At 46.7% G+C, this 23,718-nt stretch carries 23 protein-coding genes; 6 read left to right on the forward strand and 17 right to left on the reverse strand.

What is annotated here, in order from left to right; translation table 11 throughout:
• Nucleotides 1-59: 59 nt before the first annotated feature.
• The 5 genes from ileS to dut all read left to right on the forward strand — a co-directional run bounded on the left by ileS (nucleotide 60) and on the right by dut (nucleotide 5,999).
• Nucleotides 60-2,948 (forward strand): isoleucine--tRNA ligase, encoded by a 2,889-nt coding sequence (ileS, locus tag ACFFJH_RS16620; protein WP_390214063.1) that lies wholly within the window; start codon nucleotides 60-62, stop codon nucleotides 2,946-2,948.
• A gap of 173 nt (nucleotides 2,949-3,121) precedes the next feature.
• Nucleotides 3,122-3,640, forward strand: coding sequence for a signal peptidase II (gene lspA, locus ACFFJH_RS16625; RefSeq protein WP_390214064.1), 519 nt, complete (start codon nucleotides 3,122-3,124; stop codon nucleotides 3,638-3,640).
• A 166-nt stretch (nucleotides 3,641-3,806) separates the two neighbouring features.
• Nucleotides 3,807-5,024 carry a bifunctional phosphopantothenoylcysteine decarboxylase/phosphopantothenate--cysteine ligase CoaBC gene (coaBC, locus tag ACFFJH_RS16630; protein ID WP_390214065.1) on the forward strand — a complete coding sequence of 406 codons (1,218 nt, stop codon included), beginning with the start codon at nucleotides 3,807-3,809 and terminating at the stop codon, nucleotides 5,022-5,024.
• A complete protein-coding gene (locus ACFFJH_RS16635) occupies nucleotides 5,011-5,496 on the forward strand; it encodes a hypothetical protein (protein WP_390214066.1) in 486 nt (161 codons plus the stop codon). The genes coaBC and ACFFJH_RS16635 overlap by 14 nt, the downstream gene beginning before the upstream one ends.
• Before the next feature lie 53 nt (nucleotides 5,497-5,549).
• Complete coding sequence (dut, locus tag ACFFJH_RS16640) at nucleotides 5,550-5,999, forward strand: dUTP diphosphatase (protein ID WP_390214067.1); 450 nt, start codon at nucleotides 5,550-5,552, stop codon at nucleotides 5,997-5,999.
• Between the two features lie 130 nt (nucleotides 6,000-6,129).
• Here dut and ACFFJH_RS16645 read toward each other — a convergent pair whose 3' ends face one another.
• The 11 genes from ACFFJH_RS16645 to ACFFJH_RS16695 form a co-directional block, all read right to left on the reverse strand.
• A complete protein-coding gene (locus tag ACFFJH_RS16645) occupies nucleotides 6,130-7,839 on the reverse strand; it encodes an MFS transporter (RefSeq protein WP_390214068.1) in 1,710 nt (569 codons plus the stop codon).
• A gap of 758 nt (nucleotides 7,840-8,597) precedes the next feature.
• Complete coding sequence (locus ACFFJH_RS16650; protein ID WP_390214069.1) at nucleotides 8,598-8,792, reverse strand: hypothetical protein; 195 nt, start codon at nucleotides 8,790-8,792, stop codon at nucleotides 8,598-8,600.
• Complete coding sequence (locus tag ACFFJH_RS16655; protein WP_390214070.1) at nucleotides 8,776-9,291, reverse strand: hypothetical protein; 516 nt, start codon at nucleotides 9,289-9,291, stop codon at nucleotides 8,776-8,778. Before ACFFJH_RS16655 ends, ACFFJH_RS16650 begins: the two co-directional genes overlap by 17 nt.
• An 18-nt stretch (nucleotides 9,292-9,309) precedes the next feature.
• Entirely contained in the window at nucleotides 9,310-10,416 is a 1,107-nt protein-coding gene (locus ACFFJH_RS16660; RefSeq protein WP_390214071.1) for a M24 family metallopeptidase, read from the reverse strand.
• Nucleotides 10,417-10,744: 328 nt separating this feature from the next.
• Nucleotides 10,745-11,098, reverse strand: a complete 354-nt coding sequence (locus ACFFJH_RS16665) for a YggL 50S ribosome-binding family protein (RefSeq protein WP_390214072.1) — start codon at nucleotides 11,096-11,098, stop codon at nucleotides 10,745-10,747.
• An 88-nt stretch (nucleotides 11,099-11,186) separates the two neighbouring features.
• Nucleotides 11,187-12,149 (reverse strand): prolyl aminopeptidase, encoded by a 963-nt coding sequence (gene pip / locus ACFFJH_RS16670; protein WP_390214073.1) that lies wholly within the window; start codon nucleotides 12,147-12,149, stop codon nucleotides 11,187-11,189.
• Between the two features lie 14 nt (nucleotides 12,150-12,163).
• A complete protein-coding gene (gene crcB / locus ACFFJH_RS16675; protein WP_390214074.1) occupies nucleotides 12,164-12,550 on the reverse strand; it encodes a fluoride efflux transporter CrcB in 387 nt (128 codons plus the stop codon).
• Nucleotides 12,547-13,020, reverse strand: a complete 474-nt coding sequence (moaE, locus tag ACFFJH_RS16680) for a molybdopterin synthase catalytic subunit MoaE (protein ID WP_390214075.1) — start codon at nucleotides 13,018-13,020, stop codon at nucleotides 12,547-12,549. Before moaE ends, crcB begins: the two co-directional genes overlap by 4 nt.
• An 8-nt stretch (nucleotides 13,021-13,028) precedes the next feature.
• Nucleotides 13,029-13,286: a molybdopterin converting factor subunit 1 gene (gene moaD, locus ACFFJH_RS16685; protein WP_390214076.1), complete on the reverse strand. Its 258-nt coding sequence runs from the start codon at nucleotides 13,284-13,286 to the stop codon at nucleotides 13,029-13,031.
• A gap of 162 nt (nucleotides 13,287-13,448) precedes the next feature.
• Entirely contained in the window at nucleotides 13,449-14,756 is a 1,308-nt protein-coding gene (locus ACFFJH_RS16690; RefSeq protein ID WP_390214077.1) for a molybdopterin molybdotransferase MoeA, read from the reverse strand.
• Nucleotides 14,757-14,793: 37 nt separating this feature from the next.
• On the reverse strand, nucleotides 14,794-15,696 hold the full coding sequence (locus ACFFJH_RS16695; protein ID WP_390214078.1) for a PhzF family phenazine biosynthesis protein: 903 nt from the start codon (nucleotides 15,694-15,696) through the stop codon (nucleotides 14,794-14,796).
• A 203-nt stretch (nucleotides 15,697-15,899) separates the two neighbouring features.
• Between ACFFJH_RS16695 and ACFFJH_RS16700 the strand changes: the two genes are divergently transcribed.
• Nucleotides 15,900-16,103 carry a hypothetical protein gene (locus tag ACFFJH_RS16700; RefSeq protein WP_390214079.1) on the forward strand — a complete coding sequence of 68 codons (204 nt, stop codon included), beginning with the start codon at nucleotides 15,900-15,902 and terminating at the stop codon, nucleotides 16,101-16,103.
• 93 nt (nucleotides 16,104-16,196) lie between these two features.
• On the opposite strand, the gene ACFFJH_RS16705 is transcribed toward ACFFJH_RS16700, so the two are convergent.
• The 6 genes from ACFFJH_RS16705 to moaA form a co-directional block, all read right to left on the reverse strand.
• Entirely contained in the window at nucleotides 16,197-17,579 is a 1,383-nt protein-coding gene (locus ACFFJH_RS16705; RefSeq protein ID WP_390214080.1) for a NarK family nitrate/nitrite MFS transporter, read from the reverse strand.
• Between the two features lie 435 nt (nucleotides 17,580-18,014).
• Nucleotides 18,015-18,782 (reverse strand): Crp/Fnr family transcriptional regulator, encoded by a 768-nt coding sequence (locus ACFFJH_RS16710; protein WP_390214081.1) that lies wholly within the window; start codon nucleotides 18,780-18,782, stop codon nucleotides 18,015-18,017.
• Nucleotides 18,783-18,992: 210 nt separating this feature from the next.
• A complete protein-coding gene (locus ACFFJH_RS16715; RefSeq protein WP_390214082.1) occupies nucleotides 18,993-19,640 on the reverse strand; it encodes a response regulator in 648 nt (215 codons plus the stop codon).
• A 112-nt stretch (nucleotides 19,641-19,752) separates the two neighbouring features.
• A complete protein-coding gene (locus ACFFJH_RS16720; RefSeq protein WP_390214083.1) occupies nucleotides 19,753-21,693 on the reverse strand; it encodes a type IV pili methyl-accepting chemotaxis transducer N-terminal domain-containing protein in 1,941 nt (646 codons plus the stop codon).
• Between the two features lie 120 nt (nucleotides 21,694-21,813).
• Nucleotides 21,814-22,539, reverse strand: a complete 726-nt coding sequence (locus ACFFJH_RS16725) for a carbonic anhydrase (RefSeq protein ID WP_390214349.1) — start codon at nucleotides 22,537-22,539, stop codon at nucleotides 21,814-21,816.
• Nucleotides 22,540-22,566: 27 nt separating this feature from the next.
• The gene (gene moaA / locus ACFFJH_RS16730) at nucleotides 22,567-23,583 is read right to left on the reverse strand and encodes a GTP 3',8-cyclase MoaA (RefSeq protein ID WP_390214084.1); all 1,017 of its coding nucleotides are present in this window, start codon (nucleotides 23,581-23,583) and stop codon (nucleotides 22,567-22,569) included.
• Between the last annotated feature and the right edge of the window lie 135 nt (nucleotides 23,584-23,718).

Here is a 23,718-nt window from a genome sequence, read left to right on the forward strand (position 1 = left end):
TCCTCTCCCATCCAACATTTTTATACCGATTTTAGATTTCAAATTGAAGCGAAACGACTATGTCTAACGATAAGCAAGCAAAAAAAGAAGCTGGTAAGCCGGCAAGTAAGTACCCAGTCAATATGACGGAAACTCCCTTCCCTATGCGTGGCGATCTCGCTAAGCGCGAACCACAATGGGTGAAGAACTGGCAAGAAAAGAAAATTTACGAACGCGTACGCAAAGCAGCCAAAGGTCGTCCAAAATTCATTTTGCACGATGGTCCTCCGTATGCGAATGGTGACATCCACATCGGTCACGCCGTTAACAAAATCTTGAAAGACATGATCATCAAAGCGCGCACCTTGGGTGGCTTTGATGCGCCTTACGTGCCGGGCTGGGATTGCCACGGTATGCCGATCGAAATCCAAATTGAAAAACTGCACGGCAAGAATTTACCCGTCGCCGAAGTGCAAGCCAAGGCACGTGCGTATGCAGAAGAACAAATCGAACGTCAAAAAGCCGACTTCATCCGTTTGGGTGTATTGGGTGAATGGGATAATCCATACAAGACGATGGCTTTCGGTAACGAAGCGGACGAAATCCGTGCGCTCGGCCAATTATTTGACAAAGGCTATGTGTATCGCGGTTTGAAACCAGTGAACTGGTGTTTTGATTGCGGCTCTGCCTTAGCGGAAGCTGAAGTGGAATACGAAAACAAACGCGATCCATCGATCGACGTTGGCTTCCCATTTGTGGGCGGCGAAGAAAACGCCAAAATAGCCAAAGCTTTCGGCTTAGACAAACTGCCACTCGACAAAGGTTATTGCGTGATCTGGACCACGACCCCGTGGACCATCCCTTCCAACCAAGCCTTGAACATGCATCCAGAAATCACTTACGCCTTGGTGAAAACCGAGCGTGATGGTGAACCTTGCTTGATTTTGATGGCGAAAGATTTGGTGGAAGCTGCGTTCACAAATTGGAATTTGCAGCCAGAAATCATCGCAAGCTGCTTGGGTGAAGCTTTATCACTGGTGCAATTCAAACATCCTTTAGCATCTACGCATGAAGGCTTTGATCGCACGTCTCCCGTGTACTTGGGCGATTACGTCAGCACTGAAACCGGTACGGGCGTGGTCCACTCTGCACCGTCATACGGTATCGAAGACTTTTTGTCTTGCAAAGCGCATGGCATGAAAGACGACGCCATGCTCAACCCAGTCATGGGTGATGGCCGCTATGCATCATGGTTACCGTTCTTCGCAGGCATGACCATCTGGGAAGCCTCCAAGCCTATTTGCGACAAACTACGTGAAGCAGGCACCTTGTTCTCACTCAAAATGTTTGACCACAGCTACATGCACTGCTGGCGTCATAAAACGCCGATTATCTATCGTGCGACATCACAATGGTTTGCCAGCATGGATAACGCGCCTAAAGCAGGCGGCGCTAGTTTGCGTGAAACTGCTTTGGCGGCGATCGATCAAACTGCCTTCTACCCATCCTGGGGTAAAGCACGTTTGCATGGCATGATCGCGAATCGTCCTGATTGGACTTTGTCGCGCCAACGTCAATGGGGCGTACCGATGGCTTTCCTCTTGCACAAAGAGACTGGACAAATCCATCCACGCACACCAGAGTTGTTAGAAGTGATTGCGAAGCGTGTCGAAAAAGAAGGTATCGAAGCCTGGCAAAACATCACGGTCGAAGAATTGATCGGCGATGAAGCAGCGATGTATGAAAAAAATCGCGACACGCTAGACGTGTGGTTCGATTCCGGTGCAACGCATTTCACGGTCTTGCGCGGCTCACACAAAGAACAATCTGCCTACCCTGCTGATCTCTACCTCGAAGGCTCCGATCAGCATCGTGGCTGGTTCCACTCTTCGTTGTTGACAGCATCCATGCTCGACGGCCACGCGCCTTACAAAGCTTTGCTCACACACGGTTTCGTAGTGGATGGCGAAGGCAAAAAAATGTCTAAGTCCAAAGGCAATGTAATCGCGCCACAAAAAGTATTTGATACTTTAGGTGCTGACATCTTGCGTTTGTGGGTGGCATCAACCGATTACTCCGGCGAACTCTCGATCTCCGACGAAATCTTGAAGCGCGTAACGGAAGCCTATCGTCGTATCCGTAATACCTTGCGTTTCTTATTGGCGAACACCTCAGACTTCGACTTCAGCAAAGACGCTGTAGCCACTAGTGATTTGCTCGAGATCGATCAATATGCAATCGCGCACACAGCAGCTCTGCAGAAAGAAATCTTGGCGCACTACGATGCCTTCGAGTTCCACCCTGTGATCAGCAAATTGCAATCCTTCTGCTCTGAAGATTTGGGCGGCTTCTACCTCGACATTTTGAAAGATCGTTTGTACACCAGCGGCACAACATCGTTTGCACGTCGCTCTGCGCAAACCGCCATCTGGCACATCACACAAAGCTTGTTGCGTTTAATGGCACCAACCTTGTCGTTCACAGCGGAAGAAGCATGGCAAAGTTTTGCGAGCACAGAGGCGTTCAAAGGCAGCGACGAAACTATCTTCACACAAACTTACTACGAGCTGCCAGCCATCGCCAATAGCGAAGCCTTGGAAGCGAAATACGCAAGTTTGCGTGCCGTGCGCGCTGACGTGACTAAGCAATTAGAAGAAGTGCGTGTTTCTGGCGCGATCGGTTCTTCTTTGCAGGCAGAAGTCTTGATCAAAGCCAGTGGCGATAAATTCAATGTTTTGAGTAGCCTCGAAGATGATTTGAAATTTGCCTTAATCACTTCCGCAGCAAGCGTCGAACAAGTGGCAAGTGAAGCTGAAGAAACGGTAGTAGTCAACGCATCCAAGTATCAAAAATGCGAACGCTGCTGGCACTATCGTGCAGATGTGGGTGTGAATGCTGAACATCCAACTTTGTGCGGTCGTTGCAATAGCAATTTGTTTGGTGCGGGTGAAAAACGTAAGTTTGCTTAAAACGATGTCATTCCTGCGTAGGCAGGAGCGACAACAAAAAATGTAGGGCGGGTGCAACCCGCGCCGCCAAGCCAATGAGCACCTGAGCGGCGCGGGTTGCACCCGCCCTACGAACGAACAAGCCCCCTCTCCCGCTTGCGAGAGACGGGAGTTAAAAATGAAATCAAAAAAATATGGCGACTAAAAAAACCAATACCTCCTCAAGCAAACCCAAATCCTCTGGTGGTAATTGGGCGATTTGGCTTGGCATTTCGGCGATTGTCATTCTGCTCGACCAGATCACTAAAATCACAATTGAGCGCTCATTTCAATATGCCGAAACGTACACCGTTACTTCCTTCTTCAATTTGACCTTGGCTTACAACAAAGGTGCTGCCTTCAGTTTCTTAGCAACCGAGGGCGGCTGGCAGCGTTATATGTTCACGGCAATTGGTGTCATCGCATCGATTGTGATTACTTATTTGTTGAGAAAAAACGCCACAGAAAAATTGTTTTGCTGGGCTTTATCTTTGATCATGGGCGGTGCAATTGGTAACGTCATCGACCGAGTGATGTATGGCCACGTCATCGATTTCCTCGATTTTCATTACAAAGAGATGTACCACTTCGCGGCATTTAACTTGGCTGATAGCGCGATTTGTTTAGGTGCGGCTTTGTTTATTTTGGATGAACTGCGAAGAGTGAAGAAGTAATAAGTTTTAGAACCTCTCAACACAGAGGCACAGAGGTGCAGAGGAAAAATAAAACAGAGGAAACAAGTTTTATCATTTTTAAAATCTTAGTTTTTCTCTTGCTCTTCTCTGTATCTCCGTGTCTCTGTGTTGAGAGGTTTTAGAGATTTGAATATAAGGTCACATCATGACATCAAGACTCGCTGGTAAAAAAATCGTCCTAGGTTTAACTGGTGGCGTAGCCTGTTACAAGGTCGCCGACCTTTGTCGCTCGCTAGGCAAACTCGGCGCGACGGCGCAAGTCATCATGACGCAGAGCGCGACACAATTCATCACGCCAGTGACGATGCAAGCCTTGTCGGGCAATACCGTTTATACCGATCAGTGGGATGCACGCATTGCTAACAACATGCCGCACATTGATCTGACGCGCGATGCCGATGCGATTTTGATCGCGCCTTGCAGCACCAATTTCATCTACAAACTAGCGCATGGCGCCTGCGATGATTTGCTCTCAACACTGTGCATCGCCCGCCCTGCCCACCTTCCTTTATTCATCGCACCTGCAATGAACGTAGAAATGTGGAGCAACCCAGCGACGCAACGCAATGTGGCGCGAGTCAAACAAGACGGCATACAAGTCTTCGGCCCCGCTGCTGGTGAACAAGCCTGCGGCGAAGTCGGCATGGGTCGCATGTTAGAGCCAGCGCAAATTTTGGCCGAACTCGAAGCGGCGTTTCAAAGCAAAACACTGGCAGGGAAACGTGTACTGATCACCGCAGGGCCCACTTTCGAACCTATCGACCCCGTACGTGGCATCACCAATTTATCCTCGGGGAAAATGGGCTATGCCATCGCCCAAGCAGCTTGGGAAGCAGGTGCACACGTCACACTCGTCTCTGGCCCCACAGCCTTAGACGCACCGTATGGCGTACAACGCCAACAAGTCCAAACCGCCCAGCAAATGCACGACGCGGTGATGGCGCAGGTCAATACGCAAGATATTTTTATCGCCGTAGCAGCGGTAGCCGATTGGCGCGTAGCAAATGCCAGCGATCAAAAAATCAAGAAGACCAGCGACAGCGATACGCCACAACTACAGTTTGCGCAAAACCCAGACATCCTCGCCAGCGTCGCCGCACTACCCAAAGCGCCCTACTGCGTTGGCTTCGCAGCGGAATCAGAAAATCTGCTCGAATACGGCGCAGCTAAACGTATCAAGAAAAACATCCCACTCTTAGTCGGCAACATTGGTCATCACACTTTTGGTAAAGATGAGAATGAGTTGGTGTTGTTTGATGCGAAGGGGCATCAGGCTTTGGCTAAGGCGGATAAGCAGAGTTTAGCGAAGCAGTTGATCGACCACATCAGTGGAGAACTTCGGGGCGCGCATGGAATCGAATAAGATGTCTCGAACGCTCGAATTACATGCCATCTACGAACCAAATGAGGAACCGACTCCGATTGCATTGGATCTGGAAAATCATAACGCTGTTTTCTCTATCATCGTGGGGCTCGGAAATGGTATTTTCGAAGAACTAAGGGTCGTCGGCAGTTCAAAAGAAGCTCTTACCGATTTCATCTACTTGATTAAAGGTGGTGGATACGACCATTACTCGAAATCGCCTCCAACCCACAAAAAGCTTTTCCGCGTTGGGGATCTTTGTTTCCCAAGTGATGATCCCATCGTGTTTATCACAACCGAAACGCTAAGTAACGAGAATCTCGATTTATCGGAAATTGACGAGATTCTCAACAAAAAATCACCGACATTTGTAGAGAATCAAGTACCAAAAAGTAAGGAAGTCAAGAACTTGGACGACTTGAGACCTCTGAGCAATACTACAGAACATCGCCCTTTTTGGAAATTTTGGTGAAATAAAAAACCGACTAATTTTTGCAGTTTTAAAAGAGTGCCACTGGATAAAACATGAAAAACATTGACCTAAAAATCCTAGACCCACGCATGAAAGACCAACTCCCTGCCTACGGAACACCAGGCAGCGCTGGCCTTGATCTGCGTGCCTGCATAGACGAAGCCATCACGATTCAACCTAGCGAAACTGTTTTGATCCCAACCGGCTTAGCGATCCATATTGGCGACCCAGATTACGCCGCCATGATCTTGCCACGCAGCGGCATGGGTCACAAAAACGGCATCGTACTCGGTAACTTAGTGGGCTTGATCGATTCTGACTACCAAGGTCAACTCATGGTCTCTACTTGGAATCGTGGACAAAATGCTTTCACCTTGAACCCGATGGAACGCCTAGCACAACTGATCATCGTGCCAGTGCTGCAAGTCGGCTTTAATATCGTTGAAGAGTTTGGTGAGAGCGAGCGTGGTGAAGGTGGTTTTGGTAGTACCGGCAAACATTAAAACCGATATTAATGTTAACAAGATTAATGTTAACAAGCGCCTGCAACAAAGCAGGCGCAATTTCTGATGTCTTGTTAATTCACTAGCCGTCCAAAAATTTTACATAACCAGGCCATAACAGGCCATAAAACTATGGCCTGCGCTTGAGCCAATTATTAAAAATCAATAAGCCTAAAGCAGTCATCACGCCAATCGCAGCAAACAAAGCCCACATCAACAATGGTTGCTGCATGTCTTTTGCAATCGCGGTGTACGCCCAACCCGACAACAACCCTGCGAATAAATTACCTAAGGCTAAAGAGACAAAGTAGTACCCCATATACATCGCCGTTTTACTCTTAGGTGCAATCGCGGCAACGTATTCTTGGCTTTTGGGTGACGCGACCATTTCACCTATGGAAAATATCACGACCGCGAAAATCACCGTAAAACCACCTAAGGTCAGACTCGCACCCAAGCCACATAAAGCGATACCAACACTCAGAATCAAAGTGCCAAATACCAAGATCGGCAAAGCCCTCCAACGCTGGATATAAGCACTGAGTCCAATTTGACACAAAACGATCATTCCGAAACCGACATTGACGATATATTCTGGATTCACCTGACGATATTGTTGCGACCATATATCAGCCAATTGTTTGGCTTGCACGCTACCAACTTTCAAATCGGCCAAACCCATTCGCAAAGCCGCATCGGGAACCATGACTTTATAGTTCACTAATTCAAAACTAATTTGCCGCAAAGCCGTCGCATCCATGCCCGTATTATATTTTTGTGCCAAGGCAGGCAATGCAGCACTCAGTTGATCGACATTCACACCCGCCACAAAATCGAGCCACGACGGCACATACTGCTGCACTACTGACACCACATCTTTAGTGTCAACAAAGTCGCGGATAAACACTGGTAAGGTAGTAAATAACTGAAAATAAACGACCCAAAACCCCGTCAAAATTATTAGGTATAAAACGAACGGTAAATTACCAACTCGCACAGACTGTCGATACCAGACCGTTGAATTCGATGTCTGATTAGATGTACTCGATTGACTTACAATCGTCCACAAAAAATTCAACCCCAACCATGCCGCTACGCCCAATAAATAGTAGTGGAGAGCGATGCCCAAGCGCGTCGTCACCATCAAAGCAATAATGGCTGGCACCACCATCAAAGCGAGACGAGCATTACCCAAGACTTCCTGCACTTCGAGTAGCACTAATTTCAAACTACGTTGATCCTTATCGCTATCGTGCTCGGGTTCTTTATAGAAAAATAGCGCAGGAATAAAATTAATCCCTATCCAAATCGCCGACATAATAAACACCATATCCCAGCTTACGGCGCGAACATAACCAGCCACAAATGGCCCGATAAATCCACCGATATTCACCATGGTATAAAACACGCCAAAACCTAGCCCACGATTCGTATCATCAGTAGAGCGGCCTATCGTTCCCACCACCACGGGTTTAAAACAAGCTGCACCAACGGCAACCGCAAAAAACAAGAGAAAAAAAGTCCAGAACTGATGCACCTGCCCGAGCAGATAATACGAAGGACACATAATCACAAAAGAAATCAGGAACATGCGGCGATAACCAAAACGATCCGCGAGTGCACCGGTAATCACGGGCAGTAAATAGAGTAAAAACGGAATCATCCCTTGCAGGAAGCCACGCTCTTTATCGGTAAAGCCTAAGCCACCTTGCGCAGTCGGGCTGGTGATGTAAAGCGAAGATAAAGTGAAGAAGCCATACCACGCGAGACGTTCAAAAATCTCCATGATGTTGGCGACGTAGAAGGCTCTTGGGAAGGGGGTTTTGGGGAGTTTGGTCATATTATTTGTCTCTTATTTTTTTATGTTTTATTTAGAAGTTTCTGCTTTTTCTTGTTTTACGTTTTTAGGTTGTTTACGTTTTTAGATTGTTTGCGTTCGCAGGTCGGGTGTGGCCCGACAGCCACTCACTTTTCTTGCTTCGCCAAGAAAAGTGAGCAAAAGAAGGCGACGCAGGCGTCACTGCCCTTCGGGTTCCCAATTGTGCAATACAAAAAATGGGAAAGCCTTGAAACTCGCTACGCTCAGACACAAGGCTTTCTTTATCCATTTTCTGTATCACACAATTGGCAGTGCCACACGCGGGAAGATCAAAATCAAAAGCAACGACCTTCAACAGCTAATAGAAAAATAAATTACGGTTGAATTTGATTGTTTTGATGTTGAGGTTGTTCTTGACTTTGTTTTTGACCTACCCCGTTCGAGACGATGCAATTTGTGCCTCACAAAAAATGGATAAGAAAGTGTTGTGTTTGAGCCGAAGGCGAGTTTCAACACTTTCCCATTTTTTGGGATGCATAAATTATGCTGGAGCATAGCGTAAGCACCCGAAGGGCGAGTCTACGGTCGCCTTTTTTGGCTTACCTTTTTTGGCGAAGCAAAAAAGGTAAGTGGCTGTCGGGCCACACCCGACCAACAGGCTCAAAAATCACCACAATAAAACCTCACCCCACCCCATCCAACACCAACTTAGCACAAATCAAATCACTCAAAGCCGTTCCCACCGATTTAAACAAAGTAATCTCATCCCCCCCAGATCGCTACATGACACCACGACGACACAACTCGGCCAAATCCGCTTTGACAGCCGACGCCGTAAATACGCCCTTGCTGATGGAGATCAACGACTCTCCGGCTTCCTTCAACACATTATCTCGGTAATCGACATAGACCGACGATTTTTGAATTAATTCCGTGTCGCATTCACGTCGATCAGGGCTATGATTGCCTAACAAATCGATATGACAACCAGCGGCACTCACTCCTTCCACACACAGCAACATGAGCAATCGCATGTTCGGCTAAATGTGCAGCAATCAAGGGCAAGGCCAAATTACCGGCGCCAAGCAATAACATGCGCATGGATTCGGGGCGTGCCAGATAACGGCTGGCGAGCGCGGAGACGGCTGCAGTTCGCCAATACGTCACCGTGGTGCCGTCTATCATCGCTAGGGGTGCGCCGTTACTACGATTAAATAACAATATTTTTGAGAACAAAGTGGGCAACTGCTGCGCGCCATTTTCAGGGAAATAAGTGAAGGCTTTAACGCCTATCACGTCTTCATTCCATGCGGGAAGTACGGCAAACGCGTCATGCTTTTCTGGCTCAGTCGAGAGCGCAAATACCTGACGTTGCGGCATGCCAAACGCTTGCTTAAATCCTGCATCTAGAGCATTAATTAAAGTTGGGAAGTCCAATACTTGATTGACTTCTTGCGCGCTGAAGGTTTTCATCGGGTATTCAAAATAAGTTCATATTGAGAGCTCAAATTCCTTAGGTGCATGAGTCAACAATTGATAGCCATCGTCAGTGATCAACACATCATCTTCTATGCGTATGCCGCCATAACTCGGAATATAAATACCCGGTTCTATCGTCACCACGTAATGCCACCCAAGGTGTTCACGGCAGACGGGACTGATAAACGGTTGTTCATGCAATTTAATACCAACGCCATGTCCCAAACCAGGTCCCGCAAATTCTGCAAATGGGGAAGCCTGCAATACCGCACTGGACGCGGCATTCACATCGACTGCCGCAACACCTGCTTGTAATGTCGCCATCGCAGCTTGTTGAGCTGCATACACGGTATCGAACATAGCACGCTGTTGTGGCGTCGCTTTACCCGCGACAAAACTGCGCGTCATATCCGAACGATAGCCATTCACTACCGCACCAAAATCCAAGACGACAAGATCACCTGCCTGTAATTCCCTATCTGAAGGTAGGCAGTGCGGTAACGCAGATCGCGCCCCAAAACCTAAAATCGTCGTAAACGACACGCCCGCCGATCCACGTTTTTGCATTTGATAATCAAGCTCTAGCGCGAGATCTGCTTCCCTCACGCCTAAACGCATTTGCGGCATGATAGCGGCTAATGCTTGATCTGCAATCTGAGCCGCGGCCTGAATTTGTGCAATTTCCCACGCGTCTTTAGTTTTTCGTTGTTGCTCTATGACGGCGGGTGCAGGCGTCAATACACAAAACGATAAATCTTGCGAGATATCCTGCCATATGCTCACCGTCACCTGCGCCGCTTCAAACCACACACGGTGTACGCGATGCTGATGCAGCAAGACCGCTATCGCCGCGCCTAAGCTCTGCTTATCTCTATCGCGGCAAATCACATTGGCCGACATTTGCTCATTGATGCACTCTTGCTCCGCTTGTTCGACGAAACGATAGTCGGTAATTAAATAAAGCGCATCTGCGGTCACGACACCATAAGCGGCTTCGCCCGTGTAGTTGAACAAATATCGCAGATTATCCGAGGAAAAGATCAAAGCAGCATCCTGGGCGGCTAGCTGCATACTGGCGCGAAAATCGCGCAGTCGTTGTTGGAATTGAGCGTGTTGCATGTTATTTCCTTTCGTCTCTTTTACCGTCCAATCTCCAGCCTCTCATCTAGCCCCGCCAACAACGCTAATGAATACACAAAAAGAATAGACTCAAATGACTATCAATTGGCAACAATAGCACATGACACAACGTAGATATACCATTAATATATTAAAACACACTCTACTATTTAAGCTCAAAACCTACGCCGTACCCATGCAGATAGGCGAAAGGCAAAGACTGCAGCACAAATATCGCGGACATAAAAAAAGAGAGCCTAAGCTCTCTTTAGTGACACTTTTTGGTAACACTTTTCAAAGAAATAAATCTGAACAATTCTCAGACGTCTTATTCTGCGAATTCGGTATCCATAGGTGAATACCAAGCATCTTTCAAAGCGCCGACTTGGACGTTCTTGAACTCAGGACGTGCAGTCATCCACGCTTTTAATGCTTCACGATCTTCATCAGTGGCAGAACCGGCTCCGAAATTACACACAAAACCTGAGGTCAACCAACCACTCAAGGCCAAATCACGAACTTCGATCACTTCTTCCAAAAACGTGTGTATGAGTTGCGCTTCTTGATCTTCATTCAACTCTTGCGCCAATTCGGCTTTGTACTCAAAACCAAATTCTTGAAATTCTCCTACGTGCAATTTTTTACGTTGGCGTGCGTTACGGGATTTTTTTGATGGTGTCATGATATTCTTTATCGATTTAGCATCCCTTTCAACATGAAAAGGACAAACAGCTGCGCATTGTAATGACTATGCGGCATATGCACAAATATTATAAAAACTTCCCGTGTGTTTTGAATTGTTCGGTCGCACGTACCAATTCAGTCGCGATACCCGGTTCCATGGCGGCATGACCTGCATTCACGATCATATGCAATTTGGCCGTTGGCCAGGCTTGGTGTAATCGATATGCCGATACAGGAGGACAAATCACGTCATAACGGCCTTGCACAATCACCGCGGGTAAATGACGAATCTTATGGATATTTTTGATCAATTGATCTTCATCCATGAAAGCGCCGTTTAGCATGTAATGCGCTTCCAGACGACCGATACCTAAACTCACCTCATCCGACTCAAAATCCTCAATCGCCTGCGCTTGCGGTTCTAAAAATAAACAAGAGCCTTCATAGCGACTCCAATTGCGCGCCGCTTCTTTATAGATCGCAGGCTCATCGCAAAACAAACGCTTGACGTAGGCCTGTAATAAATTTCCACGCTCAGAATGCGGAATCGCTTCAGCAAAACGCTGATGCACTTCTGGGTAAAAGTGATTCATCCCATTCACAAACCAATCAACTTCGGCCTTGGTGCACAAAAAGATGCCGCGCAATACAAAGCCTAGACAACGATCTGGGTGTTCTTCACCATACGCCAGCGCCAAAGTAGAGCCCCAAGAGCCGCCAAACACCAGCCATTGTTCTATCCCCAGCATATTGCGAATTTTTTCTATGTCTTCGATCAACAAGGCGGTTGTGTTATTTCGATACTCACCGAGCGGTGTCGATTTACCTGCGCCACGTTGATCGAACAACACAATACGATAATGTGCAGGATCAAAAAAACGTCTATGCGTCGGTGAGGTGCCGCCACCCGGTCCGCCATGCAAAAACAATACAGGTTGACCGTCAGGATTGCCGCACTCTTCCCAATACAAAGTGTGCAGCGCATCGACTTCTAACATGCCGTGACGATAAGGCTCGATTGGGGGAAACATCAAAGTATTTTCTGACATATTATTATTTTCAATTAGAGGGATTGAAGAAAGCGCCAACTAGCAAAACCCGCGAAACAGCAAGCAATAGAACCGATTAAATGCAAAGCGCTATGACCCAATGCCCACATCCAATCACCTTTTTGCAGTAAGTTCATCGCTTCTGCTGAGAAGGTTGAAAAAGTCGTTAAACCACCAAGAAAACCGGTAACAATCAAGAGTTTCCATTCTGGCGATACTTGTGGATTTGCAGAAAAAAAACCGACACAAATACCAATCACATAACCACCGCCCAAGTTAGCAATCAAGGTACCTAAAGGCAAACTCGCCACGACAGGATTTAACCATAGGCCAAGCATCCATCGCACACAAGCACCGAATGCGGCCCCCACACCTACCGCAATAACAGCTAGTCCGTTCATGACAACGCCGATTCCGCGTCAACATTCCACTTACGCATGGCGCCCTCATCGCTTACACGCGCATCGACCCAACGCTCACCTTCTGGCGTGGTTTCTTTTTTCCAAAACGGCGCGTCGGTTTTTAAGTAGTCCATCATAAATTCACAAGCAGCAAAGGCTTCACCGCGATGTGCGCTAGTAGCAGCCACCAGTACGATTTGGTCTAGCGCCTGCAACAGACCGACTCTGTGAATAATCAAACAGTCGATGAGATTCCAGCGTTGCTTGGCTTGGGTCGCGATCGTTTCTAAGGATTTTTCTGTCATACCTGGATAGTGCTCCAACTCCATCGCACTAACTGATAATCCCTCGTTCAAATCACGAACCAGTCCGACAAAACTGACCACCGCACCAATCGCAGGATTGTTTGCACGTAGTTTGGCAATCTCTGTGCTGATATCGAAATCTTCGGTCTGTACTGAAATCAACATACTCATTCCTAACCGCCAGTCACTGGTGGGAAAAATGCCAGCTCACCGCCATCTTGCAACAAGGTATCGCCGTGCACCATCTGCTGATTATACGCCATACGCAAAGCACGATCAGGCGCCAACACCTCGGCCCATACACCGCCGCGAGCGATCAATAAGGCGCGAACTTGACTGGCGTGATTTACCTCATCAGACAGCTCTAAAAGCTCTCCAGAACTCGCTAATTTTTCGCGCACACTGGCAAAAAAACGTAATTGGATTTTCATGTTTGAATTCTTACTTTCCCACTCAAATTTGACTCAGGTAAACCGTAGGGCGCGCCGCGCGCACCATTGCTATTGAGACTGTTGAAACAGTTTAGCCTACAGCGGTGCACGTGGCGCACCCTACTGTATCTATATAAATCTAATTTAAATTGACTATTTCTTTTAATTAAGTACCGCACTAAACGGAATAAATTTCACTAACTGCCCTTGGCTGATCGTTGTTCCCGCAGGCAAGTCAATCAAACCATCGCCCCACACGGTTGACGCCAACACGCCTGAGCTTTGATTAGGAAATAAATCCAAGCCACCTTGCGGGTTGATTTTGGCGCGTAAAAATTCGTTACGTCTATCAGCTTTGCTCACATTGAAATCAGCACGCATCAAATAAGACTGCGGCGTCACCTCTTGTACACCTTGCAGTCGCAAAATAAACGGACGCACAAATAGTAAGAAGGTCACAAAACTGGATACGGGATTGCCGGGTAAACCAAGGAAGAACGCAGCATTGCTAATATTGTTTCCGCCGCCCTCACCTCGTCGCACTTCACCAAAGGCCAAAGGCTTGCCCGGTTTGATCGCGATCTGCCACATATTGATACTGCCCTCGGCTTCTACCGCTGGACGTATATGATCTTCTTCCCCGACCGAAACGCCACCCGAGGTGATGATCAAATCATGTTCACCTGCAGCCGCCCGCAAGGTGGCGCGAGTTGCGTCTAGGCTGTCTGGCACGATGCCATAATCGGTAATTTCACAGCCTAAATTTTGCAACAGGCCGGTCAGCAAAAAACGATTCGAATTATAGATTGCGCCAGGCTTCAAATCTTCGCCCGGCATAGTTAATTCGTCACCAGTAAAAAATACAGCGACACGCAATCGACGTAAAACCGGCAGACTAGCCAAGCCGACGGAAGCCGCCAATCCTAACTCTTGCGCACGCAAACGCGTACCCGCACTCAAAATCTCAGCGCCCGCCCGAATATCCTCGCCTTGCCGCCGTATCCATTCGCCACTTTTCGGCGCATGCGCAATCGTGACAAAGGTCTGATCCCCCTCTTGCTCAGCGCTACATTGTTCTTGCATCACAACGGCATCAGCACCTTCGGGAATAAACGCGCCGGTAAAAATACGCGCGGCGGTACCTCGTTCCAAAGGAGCACCCACCACACCCGCCGGTATTCTTTGTGAAACTCTTAAACGTGCATTACCACTTAGGCAGTCGGCGGCGCGCACAGCGTAACCATCCATTTGCGTGTTATCCATAGGCGGCACATGCAAGTTTGAACTTTGTGTCCGCGCCAAAATACGGCCATTAGCCGCCAGTGTGCTTATCTGCTCTATGTCTGCTTCTGGACTGTGTTCTGCGCTGTATTCTGTACCGTATTCTGCACTGTAAATAGGCCGCGCTGCTTGCAATAAGGTTTGCAAAGCCTCTGCCACGCTCAACATCGGTTTTTTTTCTGTCGTCATTTGTTATCGGTCTTTTTATAAAAATAGAACTTGTGGCTTAGCCTAAGTTTATCACTCCACGTCCCAATTCCAGCACGCGCCCACCGACCTGTATCCGACATTCTGAACCGACATCCGAATCTATATCTACATCTAAATACAGGCAACTAGGTCGTTGAACTTGCTCGCCCTGACTAATCTGCAAACGGGCGGGTAAAGGCCGTTTCTGTGCCATCCACCAGCCACCCAGATTGGCACAAGCCGATCCGGTACCTGGATCTTCGGCGACACCACCACCTTGTTTGGTAAAAAAATAACGCGCAGTGACTGCCAAGCGCTCATTCGCACTCGCAGTGCCATCCTCCCAAGCAAATACATAGGCCGTCTTTCGTCCTAAGCTACTCGGTGGCCACTCAGCCAAGCGACTACTATCAGGTTGAGCGCGTTGCACAGCCGCTATCGTGCGTAGTGGAACTAATAATTGGTCAGTCCCCGTATTCACCCACACGGGTTCATCAAGCAAGTCACTAGCATGCAAACCTAACATGGCCGCAAGCTCCGCTCCCGGTAAGGCACATTTTGCTGTCACTAGACCATCAGGTACGGGGGCGGTAAAGGTCCAAATATTGGGTTCATCGGATGACGCCTGCACAGTAACAATTCCTGCTTTGCACTCTAAGCTAATGTTGTTCCCAGTCTTTAACAAATGACGCACGACGTGCGCTGTGCCCAAAGTGGGGTGTCCCGCAAACGGCATTTCATAACCAGTAGTAAAAATTCGCATACGCGCCGTTGCGCGCTCCGACGGCAAAATAAATACCGTTTCAGATAAATTAAATTGCAAGGCCAATGACTGCATTTGCGCATCGCTTAAACCACGAGCATCTTCAAAAACACAAAGCGGATTACCGCCAAAGGTCGATTCAGCGAACACATTTACAAGCTGGTAATGAAACTCCATAACATCATTTCCTAATTAGTCAGATTAAAGTCAGGTTAACTTAATGCGGCGATAGAATAGATCAAGTACCATGATAATACTCCATAGCCTATATACTTCTATCATGGTTCTATTATGGCTATATGAGAGCGCGCGAAATAGTTTAAATAAGCGAATCCGTTAAAAACCTATCACCTAACAACAACCCAACACAAGGAAACATCATGGCAAAGAAAAATGAAGAACTCGACGAAGAAACTTTGGCTGTGATCAATTGGTGCATAGAAGTCGAAGGGTTTCTCGTAAAAGGCGGCGCAACTCAGGCGCAAGCACAGGAATTTATCGAGGAAGAAATTGAATTTCTGACTGACCAATTTTATGACGGATTGACGCCTGAAGAGGCGGCTAAAGTTGCGCTTAGTGACTAATCCTGTAATGCAGCTCTAGCCAACTCAGCCCATTCAAAATATCAAAAGCCCCGTTCATGCACGGGGCTTTTTTTACGTCAAACCACTAAGAACTTAGCAAGGCATCTCGGCATGTTTACGAGAATAGAACCACCACGTAATGATCATGCAACTGACATAGAAGGCGATGAACGTGTACAAAGCCATATCCGGTGCGCCCGTCAGCTTGATCGATGTACCAAAGCTTTGTGGAATAAAGAAGCCACCATACGCACCAATCGCACCGGAAAAACCCAACACAGCTGCGGATTCTTTCGCTGCATCCAAACGTGCTTGTCTGATAGCAGCCTCACCTTGCCCTGCGCTAGCTCGTTCTCTCTCTGTTTGAAAAATGATAGGGATCATGCAGAAAGTCGAACCGTTACCTAAACCGGTCAAGATAAACATACCGATAAATGAAAACAAGAAAATCATAAATTGGTGGGAATGCAAGGCTGGCAAAATACCCACCGCGATCGTCACCGCCATCGCTGCAAATACCCAAAACGTCAATCTTGCACCACCAATTTTATCTGCCAACATACCGCCCACAGGACGTGCCAAGGCACCGGCTAAAGGTCCCAAGAACGCAAACTTAGCCACATCCACTTCGGGGAACTGTGCCTTAATCAACATCGCAAAACCCGCAGAAAAACCGATGAAAGAACCGAAAGTGCCAATGTATAACCAACACATCAACCAATTATGTTTGCGTTTGAAAATAATCGCTTGATCCGAAAAAGAAGCTTTAGCAGACGCAATATCATTCATGCCAAACCATGCGGCCAAGGTCGCTACAACGATGAATGGAACCCAAATAAAACCTGCATTGGCCAGCCAAAACAAATTATCCGCGTTCGTTTTAGCGTTGTGATACAAGAATCCTTCACCCGATATGGCGGCACCAAACACAGCAGATGAAATCACCAATGGCGTGACAAACTGCACGACCGATACTCCCAGATTACCGATACCAGCATTCATGCCCGTCGCATAACCTTTACGCGACTTAGGAAAGAAGAAACTGATATTCGCCATACTAGAACTAAAATTTCCGCCACCAAAACCACACAACAAAGCCAGTATCAACAAAGTGGAATAACTGGTAGTTGGATCTTGCAACGCAAAGCCCATGCCGATTGCAGGAATCAAAAGACTAGCAGTCGAGAATGCAGTAAACCGACGGCCACCAAAGACAGGCACCAAGAAAGAATAAAAAATACGCAAAGTAGCACCTGATAGCGCAGGCAGAGCGGTCAGAAAAAATAACTGATCTTTAGAAAATTTGAAACCAGCTTTATCCAAATTCGCCGCGACCACACTCCACAACATCCAAACCGAAAATGCCAACATCAAGCACGGGATAGAAATCCACAAATTACGATTGGCAATGCCACTTCCTTCCTTACTCCAAAACGCACCGTCTTCCGGCTCCCATCGACTTAATACGTGACTCATTTTTATCTCCCTAAAAATTTATTGCGAAGCTAAGTGCATGTGATCAAAACTTGAATACCTGAATGCTATTAACCATGGGAGACAGAATACGGACACGTCGTCCATTTGAAAATTCTTCGTCTGGGTAAGAATATGACTGCAGAAGTAGGTATGCCCTAGCCGAAAGAACTAGGACACATGAGCTAAGGGTTAGCGTGGGGAACTAATATGAGGAAGCAATGGCCCAAAACAGGGATTGATATTAGATTCTCATCCCATCAAGAAATCGCTATCTACACAAATCAAACAACTCAAGACAGTTGTGAACGGACTCCCCCCTCTCCCGCAATCGGGGGAGAGAGAAGGAACAGGAGCTTTATCCGAATCTCGACCCGTGTAGATACTTATGTAGTGGAGAGCAAGGCAAGGCACGAAAAGTGAATTAGCTAACTCAAATTAACTAACCGAAACGGCACTGCGTAATGTGCTTTTTTTATGCGATGCGCTATGCATAGTCAACTTACCGCTGGCCTGCTCAGCTTCACTATGAATTTGCGGATAAGCTTTGAGCGAGGACACAGAGCTAATCTTGATACGTGAAGCGCTAACACTGATTAATCCCAACTCGCTCAAATGATGAAGCATACGTGAGAAGGTTTCTGGCGTTAAATTGAGCAAGGACGCAACGACATTTTTTTTCAACTCTAAACGTATTTCATTGCTCTCTTGCGAGAGCGAAGTTTGCACCAAATAGTCAACTACGCGCTGCATGGCATTGTGTGATGATTGTCGTTCTACACTACGAATAAAGCCTAGTAAACGATAGGACAAACCGGTCATCATCTGACGCGCAATGGCCGGAGATTGATCTAATAATTTGAACAACGCATTTTTGGGCAAGCGCAAAAGCAAAGAGGGTTCTAGTGCTTCAGCATAAAATGGATAAGGCTCTTCCAAGAACATCATCGCCTCCCCAAAACACTGACCTGGACGAATTAATTCAACGATCTTATCGCTACCATTTGAAGCGGGAATTGCGAGCTTGACCATGCCATAGACCAGAATAAAACAGGCATCGGCCATATCGCCTTTTTGAAATAGACTGAAGCCTTTTTCCAGCTCCATCTTGCCCACTTCTTTTTTCAGACTATCTAATTCAAAAGGTGAAATATGACGAAATAAAGCCTGATTAAGCAATAAGCCATCCAAATTGATCTTACTCATAACGTTCCCCCAATCATAATTAAATATATATGAAGTGTAAGATGCGCTGTTTAGAGCGGCTATACGCCATTAGAGGTAGTTCGTCACTGCAAAAGGCTGAGGATTTGATCTTATTGTTATAGAAACTGGCTTATTCCATTTTGATAAATTTTGCGGTTTTTTTGACAAATTTTTGCAAGTCTTGATGTAGGTCGCTTTGATCCGTGTCTTTTATGACTTATCCATCCCATGCTCTACCGCATACACAGCGATTTGCACACGGCTGGTGAGATTTAATTTTTTCAAAATATTTTGCACATGGATCTTCACCGTACTCTCGGCGACATCAAGATTGCGAGCGATTTCTTTATTGCTTTCACCACGTGCCAGGCACACCATGGTCTCGCGTTCACGCGGAGTGAGCTTTTCACGTTCTGGTGCGGTATTGATATTGTTACCAGCGCGAAATTGCATGACTAATTTTGCCGTCATAGACTCCGCGATCACAGGCTCACCGGCTACCGCACGTTTGATCGCCAAAGTTAAATAATCAGCCTCAATATTTTTTAAAAGATATCCGCGCGCACCGTTCTTTAAAGCGGTTGTTAGATCTTCGGCTTCTTCTGACACGGTCAACATCAATACCGCAGTATCGGGCAGATCTTCTACGATCAGTTGCATCGCTTCCAAGCCAGACAAACCCGCCATATTTAAATCCATCAAGACCACATCGGGTTTCAATTGTTTGGCACGTTTCACGCCTTCCAAGCCATCAGCCGCTTCACCAACGATTTCAAATTCTGGATTACGTTGCAGTAATAGGCGAATGCCACTACGAAACAAGCTATGATCATCGACCAACAAAATACGAATACTCATGTCTCTGCTTTCTTTATTTTTTAAACGGTATTAACGGTAATTATTAAAGCTTTGCAGCACGTATGATCGGACGCGCTTATCGGAAACGCTGGTCAGAAACACTTAACTAAGCTTAAGCAACCAAGCGTTCTTGTCGCAACAGATGCAATGCAATGGTAGTGCCATGTTCGCTGCTACTCTCGATGGAAAACTGCGCTGATAGACGCTCTGCTCTTTCTCTCATAATTCTGAGACCAACATGACCATCCCCTTTTTCCGCCACTTTATCCATATCAAAACCTAAGCCATCATCGTGCACTGTCATTGTAAAGTCACGAAGATTATCTATTTTGACCTGAACTTCGCTGGCCTGTGCATGCTTGCGCACATTAGATAAAGCCTCTTGCAGAATAAAAAGTACCTGCAATTGTTGTTCTGGCGCTAAAGGCGCGCCATTTCCGGCAAAGTGAATTTCACTATGTACGCCCGTCTGACGCTGGAATTTCGCCATCACATTGCGCATTTCGGACTCGAGATTACTGTCTTGCAGACGAGTCCGAAAATTCAATAATAATTCTCGCACATCTTCATAGCTTTCTTGCACACCAGCTCTTAACAAAGGCGCGATATCCCGGATTTCTTCTATTTCATCACGCTTTAATGAGTCTTCCAACATTTGCACTTGCAGATTCAAAAAATTCAAACCTTGCGCAATACTGTCATGCAAACCCTGCGCTAATAAATTGCGCTCCTGCGAAACCGCAAACTCTTTTTCCTTGGCGATCAATCTTTGATTTTCAATCGCAGAGCCTAAGTTTTTCCCGAGGATTTCTAACAAGCGTCGCTCTTCAGCGCTAACGATACGTTCTTTAGAAAAATGTAAAGAGAAACTGCCGATAACCATCTCACGCGTCAATATTTGAAACACGGCTAAAGATACATAGCCTTCTTCCTGACAGCGATAACGTTTTTGTTGATCAAGCAAACGAAAATCCCGTACCAAAATAATACCTTGCTGAGCCGCGGCACCACATAGACAATCATCTTTTTTGATGCAATGTTCCTCTTCTATCATGGCTTCAGAAATGCCCGCATGCACGGTGATATGCATGTTGTCATTGACCGCATCCAAGATACGTACAGTGCCACCATCTGCCTGCATGCGCTGCATAATTCTGTGCAAAAATCCTCGACACAATTCTTCTATCGTATGAGGCCCCGCCAAAAATCCGGCGACCTCATATAAGGTACTCATCTCATGATTCTGAGCTTGCAATTTAGCTGTTTTTTCCGAGACGCGCACTTCCAATGTGCGATGTACCGTCTGCACATGATCAGCCATTTGATTAAAAGCTTGTGCCAGCACACCAAACTCATCTTCAGTCTCTATCGGCAAACGCACGCTCAAATCATCCTTGCTCATACGGGCAATGCCCGCTTGCATACGGGTGACGGGACCCACTATCCACAAATAGAGAAGATACAGTAATGCAATACTCGCAGCCAAAGACATGAAAATCAAGGCGGTCTGACACAGACGTAGCCAAGTGGTTTTCTCAGCCAACTCGACTTCGACCAGTATGACCAATTGATTGATATTGTGGACGAAGGTCGGCAACTCTTGCTCGTATTGACTGAGTGCCTGACGGCGTAACGCAGGATCCGTCTCACGTAAAACGTTTTTTGCATTTACCTGAATACTCAGCAACCATTCATCCTGCACTTTTTTTACTTGCTCGCGAATAGCAGCGGTCTGAGGTAAAAATAAAGGTCGCTTTGGATCACCCGACTGTAGCTCGGACAAAGTACGATTAAAATCAAGCAACTCTTGTTCAACAATGCCATTTGAAGGTGCTTGCTCCAGCAGCATGGCCATACGATAGGAGCGCATCCTTAGACTACCCGCTTCATTAATCGCGGCGCCACCACCTTCTAACTGCCATGACAGCAATAAGGTGTAACCAATCGCCATCAAGGTCAAAGCGAGCCCAACCACCGTAGTCACTAGGATACGAAAGGTAAGGCGTTTCCCCATCGGTAAAACGATAGGTGCTGGCAGATTGGTAGTCGTCATTTCAGGCAGACATCATTAAATAATTGTTGAGTTTGTCAAAAGTTTCGTGTCGTAACTAACTACAAAGAAAAACACTAAAAAATTCCCATGAATGTATATTTCGTGCCTTAGGCTACCAAGTTAAGAGGCTTCAAATGCTTCCGCTTCCTGCACCTCCACGTCACCAGCATCGGTTACTGCTACACTCGACTTACGATGCGAAACACCTAACGGACACACCATAGGTAAAAAACTATCGGTACGATCAGAATACGCCAACAGTGCGCCGTTGGTCATATCGAAATACCAGCCATGCAGCGCGATCTGACCACGAGCTTCTCTTTCTGCGACCCAAGGGAAACTGCGTAAATTATTCAAAGACAGAATAATGGCGCCCAATTCACAAGCACGATTTTGCACCTCGATAGAACAATTCGCCAGTTGATGCAACACTTGTTGTTTGACGGGCTCCACGATACGCATCCAACGTCCGATAAAATCAATTTTTCTACTTGGTTGATACCCCTGCATCAAGGCTCGGATACCACCACATTTTTCATGCCCCATCACAATGATGCGTTTCACATTTAACGCTTCCACCGCGAACTGAATCGCCGCGCTAACACCTTGCTGATTACCGGATTCATTGCAAGGCGGTACTAGATTGGCCACATTGCGTATGACAAAAATATCGCCCGGATCGCAATCCAACAACAATGCTGGATCAACGCGGGAATCACAACAACCAATCAACAAGGTAGTCGGATTTTGGCCATTATTCAATTTGTCATACAATGGCTTTTCACCCGAAAAATATTTAGTTTGAAATCGTTGAAATCCTTCAATAAATTGGTGAATATTGCGCACTTCCATACCATTCTCCACTTCGTCTTTTTAGCCGCCAGTTTGCGACATAAACCGTATGATTTTATGCCTTTGCGTCGTAAATTCGTGCTTTTCGGGCTTTAGTTCTATGGCCTGGCGTATCGCCTGCTCTAATCCTTCATCACTAATTCCTGCACGTAATAAAGGACGTAATTCAAATTTTTCATCTTGTCCTAAGCACATATACAAAGTGCCATCGACCGCTAAACGTACCCGATTACAAGTAGCGCAAAAATGCTGACTTAAAGGTAAAATAAATCCTATAGTCGCCTGTCCATCTCTACTACGCCAATATCTAGCCGGACCACCGCCCAATTCTTCTGCCGCGGGAATCAAATCAAATTGTCGTACTAATTCATCACGAATCGGACCAATGTCGCGATACTGACTATTCTGCCCCGTGCTTCCCATAGGCATAGCCTCAATCAGGCGCAAAATGAATCCTTCGTTAAAACAAAACTCTGCCATGCGTTGTACTTCGTGATCATTCACACCAGCCATCACAACCATATTCAATTTAATCGGCGTAAATCCCGCCCGTTTTCCTGCTTGCAAACCTTCCATGATGCTGGAAAAGCTATCACGCCCAGTGATCGTTTGCATGCACGCTTTATCCAAGCTATCTAAACTGACATTGATGCGACTGATACCGGCACGGTATAAATCAGGAGCATGTTTATGCAATTGCGTCGCATTAGTCGATAGTGAAATATCTTGAATCTCGGGCAAAGCGGCTAGACGTTCCACAAGTTGTGGCAAATGTCGACGTAGTAGAGGCTCGCCCCCCGTCAAACGCACGCGTCCCACACCCAGTCGCCCAAAGGCGGCCACCACTCGTTCTATTTCGGCAAAACTCAACCAATTCTCAGGCTCTTCAAAACCAGTAAATCCTGCGGGCATGCAATAGCTGCAACGCAAGTCACATTTGTCCGTCACGGACACCCGTAAATAATTTAATTGACGGCCAAAGCGATCAATCAATTTAGTATCTTGTGTCATGAGCTGTGAGGGGATTGGGTTTTTCATAGACTCATTGTGGCGGCTTTCCGACCCCAGCACAATTCTCCCCCAAGCTAAAGATACCTAGTTCTTTTGGGGGATAAAATTTGTTCTAGATCAAACTTTTATGTAAGCCATTGTCAGAACGACTAGGGAATAGCG

This window comes from Affinundibacterium danionis (assembly GCF_042432465.1).
In the GTDB taxonomy this organism is placed as follows: domain Bacteria; phylum Pseudomonadota; class Gammaproteobacteria; order Burkholderiales; family Burkholderiaceae_D; genus Undibacterium; species Undibacterium danionis.